The 17,933-nt window shown below is 51.9% G+C and carries 23 protein-coding genes and 1 pseudogene; 16 read left to right on the top strand and 8 right to left on the bottom strand.

Annotated features, from left to right (window positions below; genetic code table 11):
* The first annotated feature begins 306 nt into the window (after window positions 1–306).
* From VGA14_RS07040 to VGA14_RS07015, 6 genes are all read left to right on the top strand, one after another.
* Entirely contained in the window at window positions 307–1,188 is an 882-nt protein-coding gene (locus tag VGA14_RS07040; RefSeq protein WP_331003049.1) for a transglutaminase-like domain-containing protein, read from the top strand.
* Window position 1,189: 1 nt separating this feature from the next.
* Window positions 1,190–1,438 carry a hypothetical protein gene (locus VGA14_RS07035; RefSeq protein ID WP_331003048.1) on the top strand — a complete coding sequence of 83 codons (249 nt, stop codon included), beginning with the start codon at window positions 1,190–1,192 and terminating at the stop codon, window positions 1,436–1,438.
* Window positions 1,439–1,988: 550 nt separating this feature from the next.
* A complete protein-coding gene (locus VGA14_RS07030; protein WP_331003047.1) occupies window positions 1,989–2,312 on the top strand; it encodes a hypothetical protein in 324 nt (107 codons plus the stop codon).
* 51 nt (window positions 2,313–2,363) lie between these two features.
* Window positions 2,364–2,540, top strand: coding sequence for a hypothetical protein (locus tag VGA14_RS07025; RefSeq protein WP_331003046.1), 177 nt, complete (start codon window positions 2,364–2,366; stop codon window positions 2,538–2,540).
* A gap of 32 nt (window positions 2,541–2,572) precedes the next feature.
* Window positions 2,573–2,710 (top strand): hypothetical protein, encoded by a 138-nt coding sequence (locus VGA14_RS07020; protein ID WP_331003045.1) that lies wholly within the window; start codon window positions 2,573–2,575, stop codon window positions 2,708–2,710.
* Between the two features lie 247 nt (window positions 2,711–2,957).
* A complete protein-coding gene (locus VGA14_RS07015) occupies window positions 2,958–3,251 on the top strand; it encodes a hypothetical protein (protein ID WP_331003044.1) in 294 nt (97 codons plus the stop codon).
* 72 nt (window positions 3,252–3,323) lie between these two features.
* Here VGA14_RS07015 and VGA14_RS07010 read toward each other — a convergent pair whose 3' ends face one another.
* Window positions 3,324–3,734 (bottom strand): hypothetical protein, encoded by a 411-nt coding sequence (locus VGA14_RS07010; RefSeq protein ID WP_331003043.1) that lies wholly within the window; start codon window positions 3,732–3,734, stop codon window positions 3,324–3,326.
* Between the two features lie 101 nt (window positions 3,735–3,835).
* Between VGA14_RS07010 and VGA14_RS07005 the strand changes: the two genes are divergently transcribed.
* Window positions 3,836–4,120, top strand: a complete 285-nt coding sequence (locus VGA14_RS07005; protein WP_331003042.1) for a hypothetical protein — start codon at window positions 3,836–3,838, stop codon at window positions 4,118–4,120.
* Here VGA14_RS07005 and VGA14_RS07000 read toward each other — a convergent pair.
* Window positions 4,109–6,352 carry a beta-propeller domain-containing protein gene (locus VGA14_RS07000; RefSeq protein ID WP_331003041.1) on the bottom strand — a complete coding sequence of 748 codons (2,244 nt, stop codon included), beginning with the start codon at window positions 6,350–6,352 and terminating at the stop codon, window positions 4,109–4,111. The genes VGA14_RS07005 and VGA14_RS07000 overlap by 12 nt on opposite strands.
* A gap of 302 nt (window positions 6,353–6,654) precedes the next feature.
* Between VGA14_RS07000 and VGA14_RS06995 the strand changes: the two genes are divergently transcribed.
* Entirely contained in the window at window positions 6,655–7,455 is an 801-nt protein-coding gene (locus VGA14_RS06995) for an SIMPL domain-containing protein (protein ID WP_331003040.1), read from the top strand.
* Between the two features lie 23 nt (window positions 7,456–7,478).
* Here VGA14_RS06995 and VGA14_RS06990 read toward each other — a convergent pair whose 3' ends face one another.
* Window positions 7,479–7,607, bottom strand: coding sequence for a hypothetical protein (locus VGA14_RS06990; RefSeq protein WP_331003039.1), 129 nt, complete (start codon window positions 7,605–7,607; stop codon window positions 7,479–7,481).
* Between the two features lie 202 nt (window positions 7,608–7,809).
* Here VGA14_RS06990 and VGA14_RS06985 point away from each other — a divergent pair, with 202 nt between their 5' ends.
* Together VGA14_RS06985 and rnhA are read left to right on the top strand one after the other, a co-directional pair.
* Entirely contained in the window at window positions 7,810–7,938 is a 129-nt protein-coding gene (locus tag VGA14_RS06985; protein WP_331003038.1) for a hypothetical protein, read from the top strand.
* Window positions 7,939–7,969: 31 nt separating this feature from the next.
* Entirely contained in the window at window positions 7,970–8,434 is a 465-nt protein-coding gene (rnhA, locus tag VGA14_RS06980) for a ribonuclease HI (RefSeq protein WP_331003037.1), read from the top strand.
* Between the two features lie 4 nt (window positions 8,435–8,438).
* On the opposite strand, the gene VGA14_RS06975 is transcribed toward rnhA, so the two are convergent.
* Window positions 8,439–8,990, bottom strand: a complete 552-nt coding sequence (locus tag VGA14_RS06975) for a DM13 domain-containing protein (RefSeq protein ID WP_331003036.1) — start codon at window positions 8,988–8,990, stop codon at window positions 8,439–8,441.
* A 186-nt stretch (window positions 8,991–9,176) separates the two neighbouring features.
* Here VGA14_RS06975 and VGA14_RS06970 point away from each other — a divergent pair, with 186 nt between their 5' ends.
* Window positions 9,177–9,758, top strand: coding sequence for a TetR/AcrR family transcriptional regulator (locus VGA14_RS06970; protein ID WP_331003035.1), 582 nt, complete (start codon window positions 9,177–9,179; stop codon window positions 9,756–9,758).
* On the opposite strand, the pseudogene VGA14_RS06965 reads toward VGA14_RS06970, so the two are convergent.
* A pseudogene (locus tag VGA14_RS06965) lies at window positions 9,755–10,242 on the bottom strand (peptidylprolyl isomerase). The gene VGA14_RS06970 and the pseudogene VGA14_RS06965 sit on opposite strands and share 4 nt — an antisense overlap.
* A gap of 79 nt (window positions 10,243–10,321) precedes the next feature.
* On the opposite strand from VGA14_RS06965, the gene VGA14_RS06960 reads away from it, so the two are divergent.
* The 4 genes from VGA14_RS06960 to VGA14_RS06945 all read left to right on the top strand — a co-directional run bounded on the left by VGA14_RS06960 (window position 10,322) and on the right by VGA14_RS06945 (window position 13,108).
* Entirely contained in the window at window positions 10,322–10,474 is a 153-nt protein-coding gene (locus VGA14_RS06960; protein WP_331003034.1) for a hypothetical protein, read from the top strand.
* A 60-nt stretch (window positions 10,475–10,534) separates the two neighbouring features.
* Window positions 10,535–12,346: a DNA polymerase IV gene (gene dinB, locus VGA14_RS06955; protein ID WP_331003033.1), complete on the top strand. Its 1,812-nt coding sequence runs from the start codon at window positions 10,535–10,537 to the stop codon at window positions 12,344–12,346.
* Between the two features lie 71 nt (window positions 12,347–12,417).
* Window positions 12,418–12,567 carry a hypothetical protein gene (locus tag VGA14_RS06950; RefSeq protein ID WP_331003032.1) on the top strand — a complete coding sequence of 50 codons (150 nt, stop codon included), beginning with the start codon at window positions 12,418–12,420 and terminating at the stop codon, window positions 12,565–12,567.
* A 226-nt stretch (window positions 12,568–12,793) separates the two neighbouring features.
* Window positions 12,794–13,108 carry a zinc ribbon domain-containing protein gene (locus tag VGA14_RS06945; RefSeq protein WP_331003031.1) on the top strand — a complete coding sequence of 105 codons (315 nt, stop codon included), beginning with the start codon at window positions 12,794–12,796 and terminating at the stop codon, window positions 13,106–13,108.
* 269 nt (window positions 13,109–13,377) lie between these two features.
* Here VGA14_RS06945 and VGA14_RS06940 read toward each other — a convergent pair whose 3' ends face one another.
* The 3 genes from VGA14_RS06940 to VGA14_RS06930 all read right to left on the bottom strand — a co-directional run bounded on the left by VGA14_RS06940 (window position 13,378) and on the right by VGA14_RS06930 (window position 17,206).
* Window positions 13,378–15,042, bottom strand: a complete 1,665-nt coding sequence (locus VGA14_RS06940) for a hypothetical protein (RefSeq protein ID WP_331003030.1) — start codon at window positions 15,040–15,042, stop codon at window positions 13,378–13,380.
* A 35-nt stretch (window positions 15,043–15,077) separates the two neighbouring features.
* Window positions 15,078–15,650: a hypothetical protein gene (locus tag VGA14_RS06935; protein WP_331003029.1), complete on the bottom strand. Its 573-nt coding sequence runs from the start codon at window positions 15,648–15,650 to the stop codon at window positions 15,078–15,080.
* A 575-nt stretch (window positions 15,651–16,225) separates the two neighbouring features.
* Complete coding sequence (locus VGA14_RS06930; protein WP_331003028.1) at window positions 16,226–17,206, bottom strand: AsnC family transcriptional regulator; 981 nt, start codon at window positions 17,204–17,206, stop codon at window positions 16,226–16,228.
* Window positions 17,207–17,325: 119 nt separating this feature from the next.
* Here VGA14_RS06930 and VGA14_RS06925 point away from each other — a divergent pair, with 119 nt between their 5' ends.
* Window positions 17,326–17,784 (top strand): ester cyclase, encoded by a 459-nt coding sequence (locus VGA14_RS06925; protein WP_331003027.1) that lies wholly within the window; start codon window positions 17,326–17,328, stop codon window positions 17,782–17,784.
* Window positions 17,785–17,933 lie beyond the last annotated feature (149 nt).

Here is a 17,933-nt window from a genome sequence, read left to right as displayed (position 1 = left end):
CCTGTAAAACCAACGGCCAACAGCGCAACCACGAGTGCAGCCAGGCCGGTCCTTGAGCTGAGCAAAGTCTTCACTTTACTGTCTACATTCATTGAGGTCAGAGCATAGAGGTTTGAATAAAAGCATTTAGTTGAATTTTTCCGCGCAAGCAGCTATTTTGGATTGTCTGAAAATTTAGGCAAGTATCGCAAACACGTGTTAATTGATATTTATCATGATTTCATGCTTTTATGTCACGCTACATTATGAACGCGCGCATGAGGCCCGCGCCTCTCGACATAAATATGCGCAGGAAGTAGTGAGCAAGTGGCCGGCCTAGATATCAATTCCCGGGTTCAGGACTGGCAAAACTGCGTGGTCAGACAGGTCGTATCAAAGGACGACCCCGCGATGCTTGCAGACTATGCTCTGCACCTTGCGCGCATCCTTGCCTACCCTGACCTTGACGTCCCTACGACTCTTGGCAAAGTGGACGACATGGGAAAGCAGGCGGCAGAATCAGCCAAGAAAAAGCTCGCAACTCCGCGCAGGCCGACGCAGGTCATCGAACATATCAACAGCTTCCTCTTTGAGACCCAAAAATTCAGGCCAAACACCGACGACTATTACAACCCGCTCAACAGCTACCTCAACGTGGTCATCGAGCGCAGGACAGGCATACCCATAACGCTATGCATACTCTATATACGCATTGCCGAGGCGCTTGACTTCAAGCTTCTGCCCATCAACTTTCCATCCCACTTTCTGCTAAAGCACGTGATGGAAGGAGGCAACGGCGAGATAGTCATTGACCCGTTCAACGGTGGCAGGATAATGGACGACTATGCGCTAAAGGCGCTGCTCGAGCGATCGTACCCCGGCCAGCAGATCTCCCTCACCAGGGCGTTCGTTGAAAAGACGACTGCTTCGCGGACGATAATACGCCTGCTCAACAACCTGAAGGGAAGCTACTACGAGTCACAAGACATGGACAAGTACGAACTCGCAAACGAGATGGTGCTTGCGATTGACCAGTACAACCCCGATGCAATAAGGGACAGAGGGATAGTGCTTTTGAAAGAGGGCCGCTCCGATGAAGCCGCAAGCGCCTTGAACATGTACCTAGAGATAGACCCGGAGGCCGAAGACGCCGACGACGTGCTTGACATAATTAGGCAGATAAGGTCTGGCACGTACGGTAAAAAGTGAATTGCGGTACCTTGCAGTCGGGGCCGGCCTACTCGTCGCAGGCAGCGTCGCGGCAGTCCTGCTCAATCTTCAGGGGGTGTCATGCCTGACGCAATTGTCAAGGGTCGACCGGTCTGCCTTTCCGCCCGACGTAATCGAGGCGATGGAGCAGAACTGCTTTATCATCACCAACTCGTACGTCTACTCGCTCTTTGCTGCAGTCGTCGGCGCCATAGTTCTGGGCTACGGGTTCTTCAAGCGACGCCGGTGAGCCTCCCGTCATGCTCAAATTCGTCGAAAAGCAAGTGCACTCCGCGTTCTTGGTCATTTTCAAATCCAAACAAATCTCCTGCCGTGATGGGGGGGGCGGCTTTACTGCCTAGTTGAACGCAGCACATTTTTTGATGCCCCGTCCTCCGATTTCAGAGGCACACCAGTAGCCAAAGTTGCAGAGCAGGAAGACTATGCGGCCTTCGCACCGGTCAGCAGATTGCGCGCCCAGCAGGGCTCCGTAGAGCCCTTCATTGCCGCCTGATATGTATTGTCACCCTTCGACAGTCCCGGAACCAGCACAGATTTCACTAGACCGCCTCGTTATCTATCCCTCCAGCCAAAACCCTATACCACAATCAGGGGGTAGCCGGATATAATGCAGCTCTCCGGTGCCACCCCGGCCTGTAGGGTTGGTCTTGAAGACACGTATTATTAGAAAGGAGACAAGAAAAGGGCACCAAACGGAACCATCGATCTTTTTTATATATTGAGGTACAACCGATGCTGGCGCCAAGTCTTTTTATTTCCCGGAGCCTGCGAGGAAAAGCGTGAGATCTTTTCGTCTGCCGTCCCTTGACGAGTTGAAAAAGGCCGGCCACCAGGAACGCATGAACATTTACCGCAGGTATTTTGCTTCCAGCCGATACAACCGCCTGCTGATCCAGCAGACGCTCGTCGAGTCAGCAAATGACGGAGACCTTGTGCAGAAAGTTGAGAGCATGGAAAAGGAACACAACCGCGACTTTGCAGATACCGTCGATAAGATCAGGGAGTACGGCTACCTTGACGAGTTCCTCGACGCGGTGAAGGAAGAGGACGACGCCTTGCAAAAGATAATCGAAGCATACGACAAGAGGATGCGCACGGATTAGTTTCGATCAGGGCAAGAATATAATACAGCGGCATGGCCTACACAGTTGGCCGTGGCGGTAAAAAAGATCAAGTGTGATTGCGGCAGGTTCATGGAGTACACAGACCGCGTGGTTGGCGGGAGCAACACCCAGTCAGGCACGCTTGTCTGCGCCAAGTGCGGCAAAGAACACGCAATCACGTTCCTTGGATTTCTGAGCGAGATCAAAAACGCCACTCTCAAGCGCTAATTTTTTCTATCCAGCTCTCACTGAAGTTTTTTATGAACAGGCATATCATGATAGCGCTTGTCATTGCAGCGGGGGCCGTGGTTGCGGCAGGCACAGTCACGGCAACTATGGCGGCGCAAGAGGAAGGCACGGTTATGACTGTAGGCAAGAACCGCAAGTTCATGGACTAAAGATGGCGTTTTCAAGGTAAGGGCGGGAGCTGGCGGACCCACCGCGCCGCTGACTGCCTTCTTCCCGCAGGTAGCAAACATAAAGGTAGGCGAGAGTGTCGTATGGCATAACACAAGCAACGTAGGTGAGCCGCACACGGTCACGTTCGTTCTTGACAGCCAATACTGGGCTAACCTCGAGGCCGCATACGTTGCCAAGAACGTCGAAGGGTTTGAGCCACTGAACCCGGGTGAGAACGCAGACCCGGTGACTTTCCTCAGTCCTGAAGGGGACACGGTTGTGGTAGCTGCCAATGCAAGGTCGGTCATGCCAACTGCGATATCAGCCGACGGGACGGCGACCTACATGCCACCTAATGCGACCTACTCCATGGACGGTAGGGAAAAATACGTCAACTCGGGCTTCATGTGGCCTGAAGGCATGTCTCCACCAAGGTTTGCGGAGATATGTACCTTTACCGTCAAGTTCGAGGATGCGGGCACCTACGATTACGTCTGTGCACTTCATCCATGGATGACAGGGAGGGTCATAGTCAATTAGGCATCCCTCCACTCTTTTTTTGAGGTTAGAATGGTCTAGAGAAAAAATATGCAGGTGTGAGGTTGTTGCCGTCTAGCGCTTTTTCGGCTTTGTCTTTGCCTTTGTCTTTGCCTTTGTCTTTTTCTTTTTCTTGCCGCCACTTGACTTTTTGCCCGCGCTCTTGGCCTTTGCAAGCTGTTGCTGCAGTTCTACTATCTGCGACCTGAGCCTTTTAGCCTGCAGCGCTGCCTGCTTGGCTTGGGCCACGCGCCCCTTCTCGGCCTTTTTGAGCGAGGCTGACACCTGAGCCACCGCCCTGTTCGTTTTTTCAATCTGCTGGGTCTGTTTCTTTATCTTGGAGAGGGCCTGTGCCGCCATGGTCTCCGCGTTTGTTGGAGTCACTTCTGGAAGCGGTGTTGCCTGCTCGCTCGTTGTCGTTTTCTGTGTTTCATAAATGCCGGCTTCAGAAGCCGCCGGCATTCCCGAGTCCCCTTCTGTAGACATCAGTTGAGGTATAACGGGCTATCTAAAATCATTTTCCATCAAGGGCGCCAACGGAAATTACGTGAGGCAAGTCTTTTAACACCCGGCGCCGATTATACCCCGTGCTAGTCGACCAAGACAGGCTGCGCCAGCTTAAAGAGGACGCCAAGTGGGCCTCAAGCGTTGAAGGCCAGATCAGGGCGGTGAGGAAGCTTGGGACCTTCGGAGAAGCGGCCCTCCCGTCGCTTGAAGAGGTCCTGCAGGTCAGCGTTCGAGAGGACATAAAGCAATGCTGCATCGAGGCCATCAAAAAGCTCGGCATGGACAGCAAGGCCCAGACGGCTAAACTGAAAAAGGCGCCTACGGCAAGAAAGGGGCGCCGGAAAGCCAAGGCCTCAGCGCGGTAGTGGTTCTGGCAGGGGGACAGGATACGGGATTACGCCGCCTGTGCTGCCAATCTCTAGCTCATTTATTGCTGCCAGTGTGTCGATGTCGTTCATCTTCAGCTTGTTTCCAAGCGACAGCGTGTACAGCACATCGCCGATGTAGAACGACCTGCTGCCCTGTATGCCGTAGTAATAGTCGCTTGTGTTGGAGTGCTCGACGGTGCCTTTCAGGGTAAAGCCGCTATCGGGGCTTGTCCCAAAGATGTAGAACCCGCGCCACACATTTGGAGGTGCGTACCGGCCGCCCTCGACTGCCACTTCGTCATACGAGGATACGGGTATCGATAGCACGTCCTTGGCCTTGTCAAACAGTAGCGCCTTGTGGTCCCAGAGCACTTCCGAGTCCGTGCCTGACTTGCCTATCACATAGTCGTCCACCAGCCTCGGGTTTGAGATGTCGGACACATCAAACAGAGCCACCTTGACCCCCGTCGCCTGGACGCCGCCAAATTCGTTCTCCTTGGTGTCCTTGCCTATGCCTATGATGTGGTCCTCGTCGTAGGGATGCAAATAGCTAGAGTACCCCGGTAGTTTCAGCTCGCCAAGAATCTTGGGCTGGTCTGTCGACAGATCGATGACAAAGAACGGGTCGATGCGCTGGAATGTCACCAGGTACAACCTGTCGCCGATAAAGCGCGCCGCGTATATCGACTCGTCTGGCTCTATCTGCTCGAGCTTGCCGACGACCTTCATGCCTTCGTCAAGCACGTAGACGTTGCTGTAGAGTCCTGACAAGTACCGGGAATAGTATTCCACCGTCGTTGCGACCCTGAACCTGTCGCCCTGCTCGTCCATTGAGAACTGGTTCAAGAGCCTGCCGGGCACCTCTCCTCTTGCCGCGTAGCTGATCTCGCCGGCCGAGCCTATCGCTATCTTATGCACCACGGTCCTGTGTGCCTCTTTCTGCACGCGTTCATCATAGTCTTCAAGCGCCTTCTGAATTTTGTCGAGGAGTGCCGTCTTTTCCTGCTCGCCCATGCGGTTGTACATATCCTGAAGCACCGTGGCTATCCTGTCCCACCTCTGGGACTCGCTTTGCGACGAGTCGGCGTCTATCGACCTTATCTGCTCCTGTACGTCCTGCGGCAAGAGCGGGACGACGGCTTCAAAGAACCGCATGTGGTTTGCGACATCGTAGTAAGGCTGGTATTTCTCGTAGGCGATGTAGATGCTCTTCTCCGACACGTACAGCGTGGACGCGGGGTTCATCATGAACGTCTGCGAGTTGATGGCGTCCTCCGCGCTCTTGATGTTGACCGAGGTGACGGTGTTAAAGTTGTAGTAAGGCTCTGGGTTGTCAAAGTAGTAAATGTCCGGGACTATCAAGGTCGTGCTTGCCTCTGTCACCTTTGGTATCAGCGGCTGGCGGTAGTTGTAGAGGTCGCTTGTCGTCACCAAGTAAACATAGTCGCCTATCATCCGGGCATTGCTGTAGGCGCCGCTGACCATGTAGTTCTTGGCCACCTTGGGATCGGTCCTGTCGGTTACGTCGAGTATCAGCACATGAGTCTTTGGAGTGTAGAAAGGCTGGGGCATGATCTCGTACTGTGGAATTATGTTGTCCTGCGCGTACTCTTGGTAGAACACCACAAGCGTGTCGTCGTTGAGGAACATGTTCTGCAGGTACTGACCCTCCTGGATGTCAAGGCCCACCTTGGCAACTACCTTGGCGGACTCGGGCGGGTAAACTTCGGCTATGGTCAGCCTGTCGCCTGACAGGATGTACGCGTACTTGCCGTCATTTTTGATAAAGTCCGGCTCGTCCACTCCCGTCACCTGCACGTTGGTAGTAGAGTAGTCCTGCCCCTCTCCACTCTCTGTGGATGGAGCACCCTCTGTCGCTGGGGCCATGGTCGGCTCCTGCGCTCTCTGCAGGGAATCGGCGTCAGATAATCCAAGGGTCGGCCTTCCTTCAGCAAAGCTGGTGACTCCCCCGGACGCCGCCATCAGCGCGTTGCGGCTGCCCTCGATGCTTGCCAGAAAAGCGGTCAGCTCTTGAACCGAGGAGAACTTTTTTAATTCCTGTGACGACGTCGAGATAAACGCAATAGGGCCTGGCTGGCCCGAAGGCACACCAGTGTTTGTTACAGGGTTAACCGGTATGTTGGTGCTGATAGAACTCAGCATAAGCACGAAGCCGACGGCTGCCGCGACGCCCACCCCGGCCATGCCGTACATTGGAAACCTTGCCAACTATTCTACTAACTCCTACTAGTCATATTAAACAGACTTGGCATCTTAATCCTACACTTTAGAACAGCGTTTTTGGTGCCAACGTTCCACCGTTCCAGACAAACTTCGACGACCAACATATTGATCCGCCATAGTGGCGGCAGTGCGATAAATTGTATAATTCTTGCAAATTCTTATACAATTTTTACATCACATTGTGCGTCAGTTGACGACAAGAGAGTCGTTCTGAAACCCAGAACGGGTGCTCGGAGCATGTTCTGAAACCAAGGCTTAGGTATTCGGGACCTCTAGTAAAGAGCGTCATGTCAGAACAAAACATGAATAAACGCAACCTTGCGCTGATTGCAGGAATACTCGCAATCGGCCTGGTGGCCGCAAGCATAGCTGGCGGTCAACTGATGACAGTCGCTGCCCAATCGCAGCAAGAAACAGACCAAAGCGAACAGCCGACCGTGTCAACCTCGGGCTCTTCAACCGTTAATATCGACCCTGACAAAGTTACCGTCAACATAGGGGTCGAGACAAACGGGAAAACTGCAGCTGAGGCTGCAAGCGAAAATGCCAAGATAGTGAACAAAGTGCTTGAGGCGCTAAAGACGATGGGCATAAGCACAGACCAGATTGCTACCAGCAACTATAGCGTCTTCCCAGTCTATGAGATGAGGGCACCGCCATGTATCGAGATCTTCCCGCAGCCCCCGGAGTGCGCTCCAAAGAGCGAGATAGTGGGCTACAGAGCGGTCAATGCGGTGACGGTCACGGTTGAAGCAAACGCTGACGTGGGCAAGATAATCGACTCGGCAGTGGAGGCAGGCGCAAACAACGTGAGCGGCGCATACTTCTTTGTCTCGGAAGAAAGGCAACAGGAGATTCGCGACAGCCTCATTGAAGGTGCCATCTTAAACGCCAAGAACAGGGCTGAGAAGGCCGCAAACGCAGTGGATTTGGAGATTGTTGGGGTCAAATCGATAAACCTCAATGATGTCTACTTCCCGGTCTTCTACAAAGAACTTGCCGCTGACGGTGCACAAAGTGGAACTCCGATATTGCCGGGAGAGCAGCAGGTCACGATGACCGTTCAGGTCGTCTTTACAATGGGCTAAACGCCCTACCCTTCTCTTTTTTCTTATTTCATTTCCTTGTAGATGGCAAGCCTCTTTTTCAGCATCGAGTTCTCTCTGTTGAGGCGCATTACCTCATCTACGAGCTCTGCTTTGGTCATGTTGGCGTAAGGGGTTTGACCCGATACCGTCATCGTCGATTGCTTTACAATATCATAAAAAAGGGACCGACAGCTGCCGAGTTTACCTTCAGCTCTAAATTAGCTGATGGGCCCATGGCCTTGCAATAGAACGGCACTCCCCAATTCTTAATACGAAAAAACGGGCATGCCGGCACATGGGCTTGGTGATGTAGACAGTCATAGGCATCGTCATTATAGCGATAATCGGCTTTGGGTGGCAGACGTTTTTTCCGGCATCGTCCGAGGCGTGGAAAAGCTTGGCCAGAACTCAATAGTCGGGAATATTACCAAAGGGGCAGACGTAGGCAACGGGGCAAAAGACGCCGTCGAGAGCATGAGATAGAGTGATAACAAAGTAGCCACAATGATGATTGTTGGCAGAGTTGCAAGTTTACTTTGACGGGCTGTGCCAGCCGATGAATCCTGGCGGCATAGCCTGCTATGCTTTTCTCATAAAGACCAATGGCAAGACCATTTACAAGGAGAGGGGGCTTGCGGCGGAGCCTTTCTCAAAGGGAGCCACAAACAACGTCGCAGAATACACGGCGCTCATGAAGGCGCTTGAATGGCTCGTCGCAAACAGGAGCGAGCGTGAAGCCATTCGCGTAAGGGGAGATTCCCGGCTAGTGATAAGCCAAATGATGGGTGAGTTCAAGGTCAAAGCAAATGCGATAGTACCGCTATTTCAAAAGACTGTTCTCTTGAAGAACAAGTTTTCAAACATCATGTTTCAGTGGATCCCAAGGGAAGAAAACAGTGAGGCAGACAAGCTGAGCGAGGAGGCGTACAACAATGCTTTCTTGGACGACCCGAAGCTTCTGGACAAAATCAGAAAATAAGGGCTCACGCAGAGCCGAGCTCTGCGCCGCCAAAGTACACGCTGAAGGACTTGCACCAGATTATGACGTTGTTGTATTTTGACAGGTCAACGCCGCCCGGCACTTCATAGTTCTGGTTGCCGCTGTTTGCCTTGAGTTGGCCAAGGTCCACAAAGGCCGACGCGCGTTTGTCAGTAGATAGGTAGACGTAGAGGTCCGGCCCGTTGGTTACACGAAAGTTCTCTAGTCGCAGCACGGCGCTCCCGTCCTCGAGGTAGAGCACCGTCGCCTTGCCCGAGGCGTTGTGTATGCCGTCGCCTGCGCCCTGGAACCCGCCGCTAAACACGTTTGTCATCGCCTCTTCTATCATGACATCATCATTCTTCATCATTGCGTCGTCCTTTTCCATAGACTCTTCTACGACCGCGCTACCCTGCGCAGTATTGTTTTCACCAGACGTTGCGACAGGCGATGGCTCGTCTATCATGGTCTCCGTGAAGTATGGCGAGACGGCATAGACTGCCGCCGGCACGACCACGGCCGCTGCGATTATCGCTATCAAAACGTTCTTGTTCATGCAGGCAGCAACTCAAAGCATTATTAAAACAGTTTTTCCAAATCTTGTCCAGATTGCATCCCATTTTGCGGCCGCAGAAAACTGACTGACGAGTCAGTATGCTTATTAATCGCTTCCCCATAACATGCTACGTGAGCACAGGTTCTGAAGCACAGGGCTTGAGGCGAGCCTGACATGTGTCCCAAAGTGACAGAGCTTCACAAGAGCGAGGTGAGGGAGCGCATAATCCATGCTGCCATGGAGAGTTTTGGCCAGACAGGCTACGACAAGACCAAGATGGACGACATAGCAAAGAGGCTCGGCCTGAGCAAGGGCACGCTCTATCTTTACTTCACGAGCAAAGAGAACCTCTTTCTTGCCATCTGCGAGCACAACATGGAAGAAGGCACGAAGGACGACTCGAAGCTCTTTGTCAGGAAGGAAAACGCAGCTTCAGACGCCGAGCAGATCTACGACAACATCCGACGGAGAGAGCGAGGCAACGATAGGATCATCCTCGAGATGGTGGTCGAGTCCACGCGAAACCCCCGCCTTCGAAAAGCCATGCACGATTACCGCCTGAAGGTCCACGACCACGTGCTGCAAGAGCTCAGGAAGAAGGTCGACGAGGGCTACTTCAGAAAGGACGTCGACATCAACAGTCTTGCGATAGCCATAGTCGCGCTGTACGACGGGCTCGCCGTGAACAGGATGCTCGGAGTCGGCGACGCCGCGAACAAAAAGGCATGGGCGGCCATGATAAAGGCCGTTATAGCCGGTTCCAGCTAGTCGCTGTATATTACTTTAACCATCTTTGCCTGCTCCGGGTCTGCCGGCGCGTCGCTTGTATCAATTTTCAACGCTGCTATCTTGTCGACTGCGTCCATGCCGGCAGTCACCCTGCCAAACACGGTGTACTGGCCGTCGAGGAAATTGGAGTCTTTGAGCACAACGAAAAACTGCGAGCCGGCGCTTTTTGGGTCCGTCGCGCGGGCCATCGAAAGCACGCCCCTTGAATGAGGCTTCTTGTTGAACTCAGCCTTGACGTTCCAGCCCGGGCCTCCGGTTCCCCACTTGCCCTTGTTCACAGAGCTTTTCGTCAGGGGGTCGCCTCCCTGTATAACAAAGCCGGGCACTATCCTGTGAAACAGCGAGCCGTCATAAAACCCGCTTGCGGCAAGCTTTTTGAAATTCGCGACGTGTTTGGGCGCAATGTCTGAAAGAACTCGATCTCAATGTCGCCGTGTTTTGTCTGTATCTTGGCACTTGGCATGTACCTTGACAGTGAAGGGTGTTATTTGAACGCTTGAGAGGGCAAAAGGTCATTTAGCCGGTTCGTCAATTAGCTAATGATGCACGAATACCTTACGCCTATCAGGGAAAGGTACGGTGAGTGCAACTGGTGCGGCAAGAGGACTCCCCATGCCTGCCTGAAGTGCGGCTATTGCTATTTGTGCCACCCTGTCATCGAGGCGGCCGAGCGGATGCCGGCAAGCGCCGCCTGACACCCCCTCCCCTGTCCGTGCACCTTTTGTTATAAGCCATAGTAGCGGTTCTGACTGCGCTTGAGGCATTTCGTTGGCTGCACAACATGGAGGTTTGCGGCAAGGCAGTCGGGGTTCTACCCGCCCTCGCTTGACCCGAAAGATTACCTGTCGTACTACTCGCGAGTTTTTGACTTTGCTGAAGTGGGATTGCCTGCCACCTACAGGTTCTCCCTCGCCAGGTGGGCCCGCGAAACGCCGGAGGGTTTCCGGTTTGCAATAAGGATACCAAGGCAGTCGGCAGACGACGGCTCGCTTGGACATTTCCTTGAAGGGCTCAGGGACGTTGAAGAAAAGGTGTTTGCAGTCGTGCTGCAGACGCCGCCGGGTATGGAACTTGCCAACGGCAAGGAGTGGGCGGAAGAAACGCTTGCGACGTGCTCGTACCACGGCTACTCGGCCGCGATAGAGTTTTCGCACCCCTCTTGGTTCCAGGACGCAGGGTACGGCATCCTTAGGAGGCACGGCGTGGCCCTGTGCTGGGACGCAGGCAGGCGGGGCAGACCCCATGCGGAGGTCACTGCAGATTTCATCTACCTGCGGCTCGGGGGCGACAGGTGGCGCGAGTGGGTTGAAAAGGCAGAGGCAGAGACACTTGACGACAAGAGGATAGACGCGGTGGCGATAGCAGCGTCGGACCCCGTGCTGGCAAACGCGGCGCTGGAGGCGCTTGGCCTAGCCCAAAACAAGTACGCCGGCTCGCTTCCTGCCCCTGCGCCGGTGCTTGGCGAAGGCCCGTGGACCGGCAGGATGGTGGCCTGCGTTGACCTCAACGCCTACTACCCGTCGTGCGAAGAGCTGCGCGAGCCTTCGCTAGCTGGCAGGCCGCATGCAGTCATAATGACCGACCAGCCGGAAGGCAACATAACCAGGGGCGTCGTGTCGTCGTGTTCGTACGCCGCAAGGAAGTACGGCGTCAGGTCAGCGATGCCGCTTGCAAGGGCGCTTGCGCTGTGCCCCGACCTTGTGCTAAGGCCGGTCGACATGCACTACTACAAGCAGGCGTCGCAGAAGGTCATGGCGGTCCTCGCCCAGTTTGCAGACGTGATTGAGCAGGCAAGCATCGACGAGGCGTACCTTGACTGCACGAAAAAGGCAGCGGACACGAGCCCCCGCCAGTACGCTTTGCGGATCAAGCGCGCGGTGAAGGAGCAGTGTAGCCTTTTATGCTCTGTAGGCGTCGCCCCGTCCAAGTCCTGCGCCAAGGTGGCCTCGGATTTCAAAAAGCCGGACGGCACGACCGTAGTTTACCCGGAAAGGGTGCAGGATTTCCTTGCGCCGCTCGAAGTCGGGAGGATTTCAGGCGTCGGCCCTAAGATCCAGCAGGAGCTGAAAAAGATCGGCGTTGAAACAATCAGACAGCTTGCCTCCTGCGACGTGCAAAAGCTGGTTTCAAGGTTTGGCAGGAATGGCGCGTGGATGTGGAAGGTTGCGACGGGGGCCGATGATGAGCCTGTGGTTCGCCGCGACGACTATGTTTCGATAAGCACGGAGCACAGCCTTGAAGTGCACGCGAGGGCAAAGGATGAGGTGGTGGCGCACCTGAACGGCCTCGTAGACGAGATATACAATAGGGTCGCAAAGCGCGGCTACCTCTTTCGCACGGTCGGAGTAAAGATAGTCAGGGCCGATTTTGCCACAGAGATGCGCGAAGTGTCCTTCCAGTCGCTCCAGTCGCAAAAAGAGCCAATCGCTTCTGCAATCCCGCCGCTTGTGGACAGGTTTTCGTTCACAGGTCGCGCGGTGAGAAAGGTCGGCCTGAAAGTAACAAACCTAGTCCCGGCGCGCAGCCTGAAGGCGCAGCGGACGATAAGGGATTACGTCCCGGAGTGAACGCCTTTTCCCCGGCGCGTCTACAATCCCAACCCAAAGACCTTATAGCTTTGACGGCCCGGCTCAGCTTGATGTCGGCAGGCGCCGAGGCAGTGTTTGGCCAAGACAGGCTGTTTTACTGCGACAAGTGCAGCACGCTTTTCATTTCAGAGAGCGACGCCCGTGAACACGAAACGCTGACGGGCCACGTCACAGTCCAGCCCACAGCCGTGCAGGGCTGAATTGCAGGGCAGTGTACACGCACTAGTTATAACAAGCCGTTTCGATCGTCAACCAGTCATATTCAGACACCAACCCAAAAAGCCCCGGCTGCGATCCATGTCGAAATCCCCGGGGCAAACCTGGATATGCCAGAAGCGGACCCGCCCTCTTTTCCCCTTTGTGGCTCCATTTGCGCGGCGGGCCCTGCATAATTATAAGCAAGCGCACCTATCATAATATGACGCAATGGACGATAACACGAAAAAGTTCATGTTTAACCAGATGATGTGGCTTGGGATCTATTTTGCGATAAGCATAGCAATATCGCTGATTCTCCCGTTTCCGATCTCACTGGGCGTCCTCATTGCTGTCATAATCGGACTTTCGATGTACCGCCGGCGGCTCTACATGCGCAGGATTGGCCAATCGGAGGGGTCGTTCTTTGGCAACGCGTTTGGCGGATCAAAGGGCGTCGAGTACTACTGCCTTAACTGCGGCACAAAGCACAACAAGGCCGCCTGCCCAAAATGTGGGTCAAAGATGAAAAAGGCCGGCTTTTAGAAGTGCGCACGCGTTTCCAATCAAGAACCCAGAATTATTAGTTCATTAATATGTGGACCGTACTTGCGTTATTTGCTCTGGCATCTTGCGGTGGGCGTTGCCTCGTTAGCTTTTGCCGATCGAGGATTGTTCAGGGTTCGAGTCCCTCTGGGCCCGTGGTTTTCCACATATCAAGGTATCAGCCGATTCTGTTCCTCCCTAATTCCATCATAGTTCGATTAGAATGCCCGAATAACATTGCAATCAATAGCAGAAGAACAGATTTGCTCTCAATCTATGAACCTTTTTTTTCGCCCCTGTTGCACAATCAATCTGTACAATCCTATTGCAGCAATTGTGCCAACAATCAATGCAATCAGCAAGTTAAGGTACACTTGAATCCAAGGAATGATAATTTGTATCGATGACACGCTATTCGCTTCACCATGATCTCTACTTACGCCTGCTTCAAGGGAATACTGGCCTGGCGAAAGAAAAGTAATATCAAACGATTTTGACAAAGATTGATGAGGCGAAAGTGCGATCTCTTCTGCTCCTTCCAATATTCTTACCCCTGTTCGTTCGTCGACACACCAATAATGTAGGATAGTATGTTCAGTGCTGCTTGCGTTATTAGTAATCTCGATAGTCACTGAGCCTATTGCTGTTGGTGGAATCAACTGAAAAGCGGTAGAAATGCCGTTCAATGTAGCTACGATAACCACTTCCAGACCACTCTGAGTAACAGGGATATTTTCGTCAGCCCGTACTCCTACACTATCCGATACTCTGACATTTAGGTGCTTATTCTTGACTTCATTTTCGTCCTCAATTGGCGGAGGTTCTTCGACAGGCGGTTCTTCGACAGGCGGTTCTTCGGCTATGCTGAATACGACGTTTCCTCCGCCGCCTCCGCCTCGCCTTCGACGGTCTTCATCATCGGAGGGTGGAGGATTGATTAGATTCAGGATCATATCCAACAAGTCAGATATCAATGGAGAAGATTCTGAGACTGCTCTCACGGACACATAAAGTCTAGATGCAGCTTCGCTGACAAGCGCCCCCGACACATCCGCAATTTGCCTCGCAAATCCTGTAAATTCAGAGACGGAATCGGTTATTCCGGCTCCTGAGGCCTCACTTGCGGTCCTAAAGGCCGCAACACTGCGCGACGGTTGCGAATCAGTGCTTATAGCAGAATCTGTTGGGGCACGTGCCATGACCAGAATCCTTGAAATTGCATCCGAAACTGAGGATGATTCTGATTCGCCAACTGAGAATTGTGAAGCCTTTCCAAGATAAAAAGTGCCAGAAGATGACGGCAATACTATAGTCTGTGTAGAGGATGCCACTTGAAAAGTAATTGTCGTTGCCTGCAAAGGACCTGTTGTCACATCTATCCAATATTCCACTACGAGTACCCTATTCGTCAAATCAATCGAACCCGCTGAAAACGAGAGGGTTTCAGTCTGGGGGGTCAGGATGGCAAATACATTGTTAGTTCCTGTCGCGGATCCTATGAACGAATGGTTTGAGCCAGGCGTATCGGTGGAATAGACATAAACCTTCACTTTCCCGTTCCCTAGAAGTGATATCAAGCTGGCTTGCGTAGTAACTGTAAAAGACCATGAACCCGCGGGTATGGATGACCCAACCGCTCCTGTTGTCCTCCATCCGTATCCGCTCAGTGAATTTGTGCTTGGAGTGCCTGTGGCAGTGGAACCGGACGTATACGGGTTGACTATGAGAGTTCCGGTTATGCTGGAACCGACTGTAACTGTGGTAGTGGTATCTGCTGTGCCGCCAGGAGAAACTGTCGTTGCGTGCCTATAATCGGTGCCGAAGCTGGTGGCGGCGAACGCATCAAAGGCAGGTAGTGCAGGAATGAGGGCTAGGGAAAATAGGGTGAAGACGGATGATATGAAAACAGAGATTCTGTCAATTTTCCATTCCAATCCAGTTCATTCATTCCTCTTTCCTTTGCTCCAACCTACTGTCCTATGGTTATCGTCCAAGTTAGAGTAAGTTGGTCTCCCGAGATCAAATTAACGCTGCTAAAGGTGTTTTCTGCCATCATTGTTCCACCTGAAGAGGCTGTGAAAAGTCCGGTCTTTTGTACGTCACTAACGGTGGCCGACGCTGTAAACACTGCCTCAACAGTGAATGTATTTGTCCCAGCAGAATGGGTGTATGTTCCCTGTGCTCTGTCAAGACCGCTGCCAGTGATTTCTCCGGTCAAAGTGGTATCCGTGGCAACGGGTGCCGTGTCATCTGAACTTAGTGCAATGTAGTTGGCGCCATTGGAACCGGTCGATGTCGACCCTATCTGCGCGCTAATGAAGTCTTTTCCCGCGTCTGTAATAAGGTTGTGACCTTCGTAGTAGTAAATCTCAGTACCCTGCCTTGATACTGAAACCGTGACATAGCCCTCCACAGGTATTGTACTATCTATGCCTTCGCCGCCTTGGGGCACAACCTTTTCCTCTGGAAGGAGGATAAGCGTTGCAGCAGCTGCCACAGCTAGGAAAGAGACTACTACTGCCAGAACAACGCTCCTTTGCATCGCCCTAAATCACCTGGAAACTCGAGATACGGCTATTGGCGAAATGTTTTACACTAGATAGTAAATCTTCTCGCATATATACGGGAACACGGCCATTTGTGGCCCAAAATCCCGGTGCGTGTGATATGAGTAACGCAGGTCTCCTAAGAATGGGTTATGAAAATTATAACCCCACTTCTCCTACGATGTAGTCCCCTTGGGATCGCTTTTTGCCCCAAAATTTTCCCGTATCCCTCTGGAACCGTTCGCACTATGCATGCGAGTCCTGTCTTGATTCCCTCACTATTCTGTTGTTTGGCGACACCCCGACGAATGTCCAGCCCTGAGAAATGAGAGTTTCTGCTTCTTCGCAGGACACTACACTTTGTCTTGGCTTGATTTGCCGATACCCGGGGACCTGAGCATCTCTAGTGCCTTGCCAAGCTCTTCAGGTGAAGTCTTCAATACGATGTCCTGCAACTCTTCTTTCTGTTGGAGCAGCGGGTCGATTACCTACACGTGCCTAATGCCCCAACGGCGCTGTATATGTTGTATAATCAATACGGCTCCAAAAGCATTCTTAATGTAAACGAGCGCTAGACTTCCGCCTCAACATATTTCGTTGATTGTTGCTGCTGCCTAATCATATCTTCTACCAGTTCTTCATACAACTTTAGTCTCGGAAAAACATCAAGTAGTATACTGATATCTGATTGCTTGATGCCTTCTTTTCCACTTACCCATTTTTGTATTTCCTGGCTTTTTGAAATGCTGGACAGAATTAATCCAAAATGGTCAATATCAGGGGCAAAATTGGGGTCGAATAATACGAGCTCATCTCTAAGATACTCTGCTATCTGCAGCCGTGTTTTCTCCTTCGATGCGGAATTCATGTTGTCTCTATTTTCGTAGAAGACAATCAAATCTGCGGGTATAGCGCCTTCAACCGTTCTCATGTTCACATCTACCAAGAGATAGACCGCACCATCTCTTGCCAATGCTTCAACCCTTCTTTTCACGGTTTTGGATGAGATCTTTAATTCCTTCGAAATGGCGCTATAGGGCTTCCAGGGGTCCTGTAGCAGGCTGCGCATTATCTTCCAGTCAGACTCAGACAGTCTTGCTCGACATTCAGTAAAGAATTTTAGCATTTTGTTCACGTGGATTGCTTTTGTTATTTTCATCAACTTGTCAACATCCCCATCAAGGTCTTTGGTATCCTTGTAATACAATATTACAATCAGTTTCGGCTCCAGATGGTTGCACAAAAAGCCCATGTTGGGAAATGATGAAGAGATCCTTTGCATTATCTCATCTTTGTTAGAGTTGGGAGGTAGAAACAATTGCAGAAAAGCGGTCTTTAGACCAAAGAGGGTGGGGTTTACTACAATGTACCAGCGCTTTATGACTCCTTGCTCCTGAAGTTTTCTTATTCTGTTTCTAGTGGCATGCTGGTCTATTTTTATGCCCTTTGCGATTGAGCGGAAGGATCTTCTAACGCGCGCATTTCTTGTAGGCATTACAAAATCCGTAAGCAATTCTTTCATGATTTTAACATCTATCTTGTCCACTTGCATAGATAGATCCGAGTGTTAATCGCAGATCTTTGATATAAAGAACTCTAAGATGTAAGATGTCTATTTTGCGGCTCTAATGTCCGCTCTCAGTTAAGAGCAAGATTCTCGTAAGTGCAGTCATGGAAACAAACTATGTTGGAGGACCAAAAAATACCGAGGAAGAACGAAACAAGGCAATGATTCATCAGTACTTTGAACATCACAGTAAAAAAGATTTGCAAAAAATCGAAAAACTGGTAACCCCTAAGCATCGCTTTTACTTTTCAGGCATGCCACCAATGGATTGGAATGGGCACAAGCAATTCCTGACAGCCCTATTCAACGCTTTTCCAGATATTCATTTTGCCATTGAAGATATCTTGGCAGAAGGCGACAAAGTGGCATTTCGGTTGGCTGTTACTGGCACTCATAGTGGGGTGTTTCAAGGAATACCACCAACAGGCAAGAAGGTCTCATTTGGCGGCACAGGCATTGGAACTATTGTTGATGGCAAGTTAGAGGAGAATAGAGCGCATGCAGATATAATGGGTCTTATGCAGCAGTTGGGAGCTATACCTGCTCCTTCCAATGCTCCTTAACACAATAATTGTGCAACAGGGCGACCAAAATGCAATAACTATTCGCTCATCGTCCTTACCCCGGTTATTCCTACTAACGTACCACATAATGAAAAAGCGGCACAAAAACAAGCCTGAAAAGGGGGACTGTCTTTTTACTCATTGTCTAT

It is taken from the genome of Nitrososphaera sp. (assembly GCF_036397675.1).
GTDB lineage: Archaea > Thermoproteota > Nitrososphaeria > Nitrososphaerales > Nitrososphaeraceae > Nitrososphaera.
The sequence above is the reverse complement of the archived record's forward strand: the minus strand, read 5'-3'. Positions and strand labels throughout refer to the sequence as shown.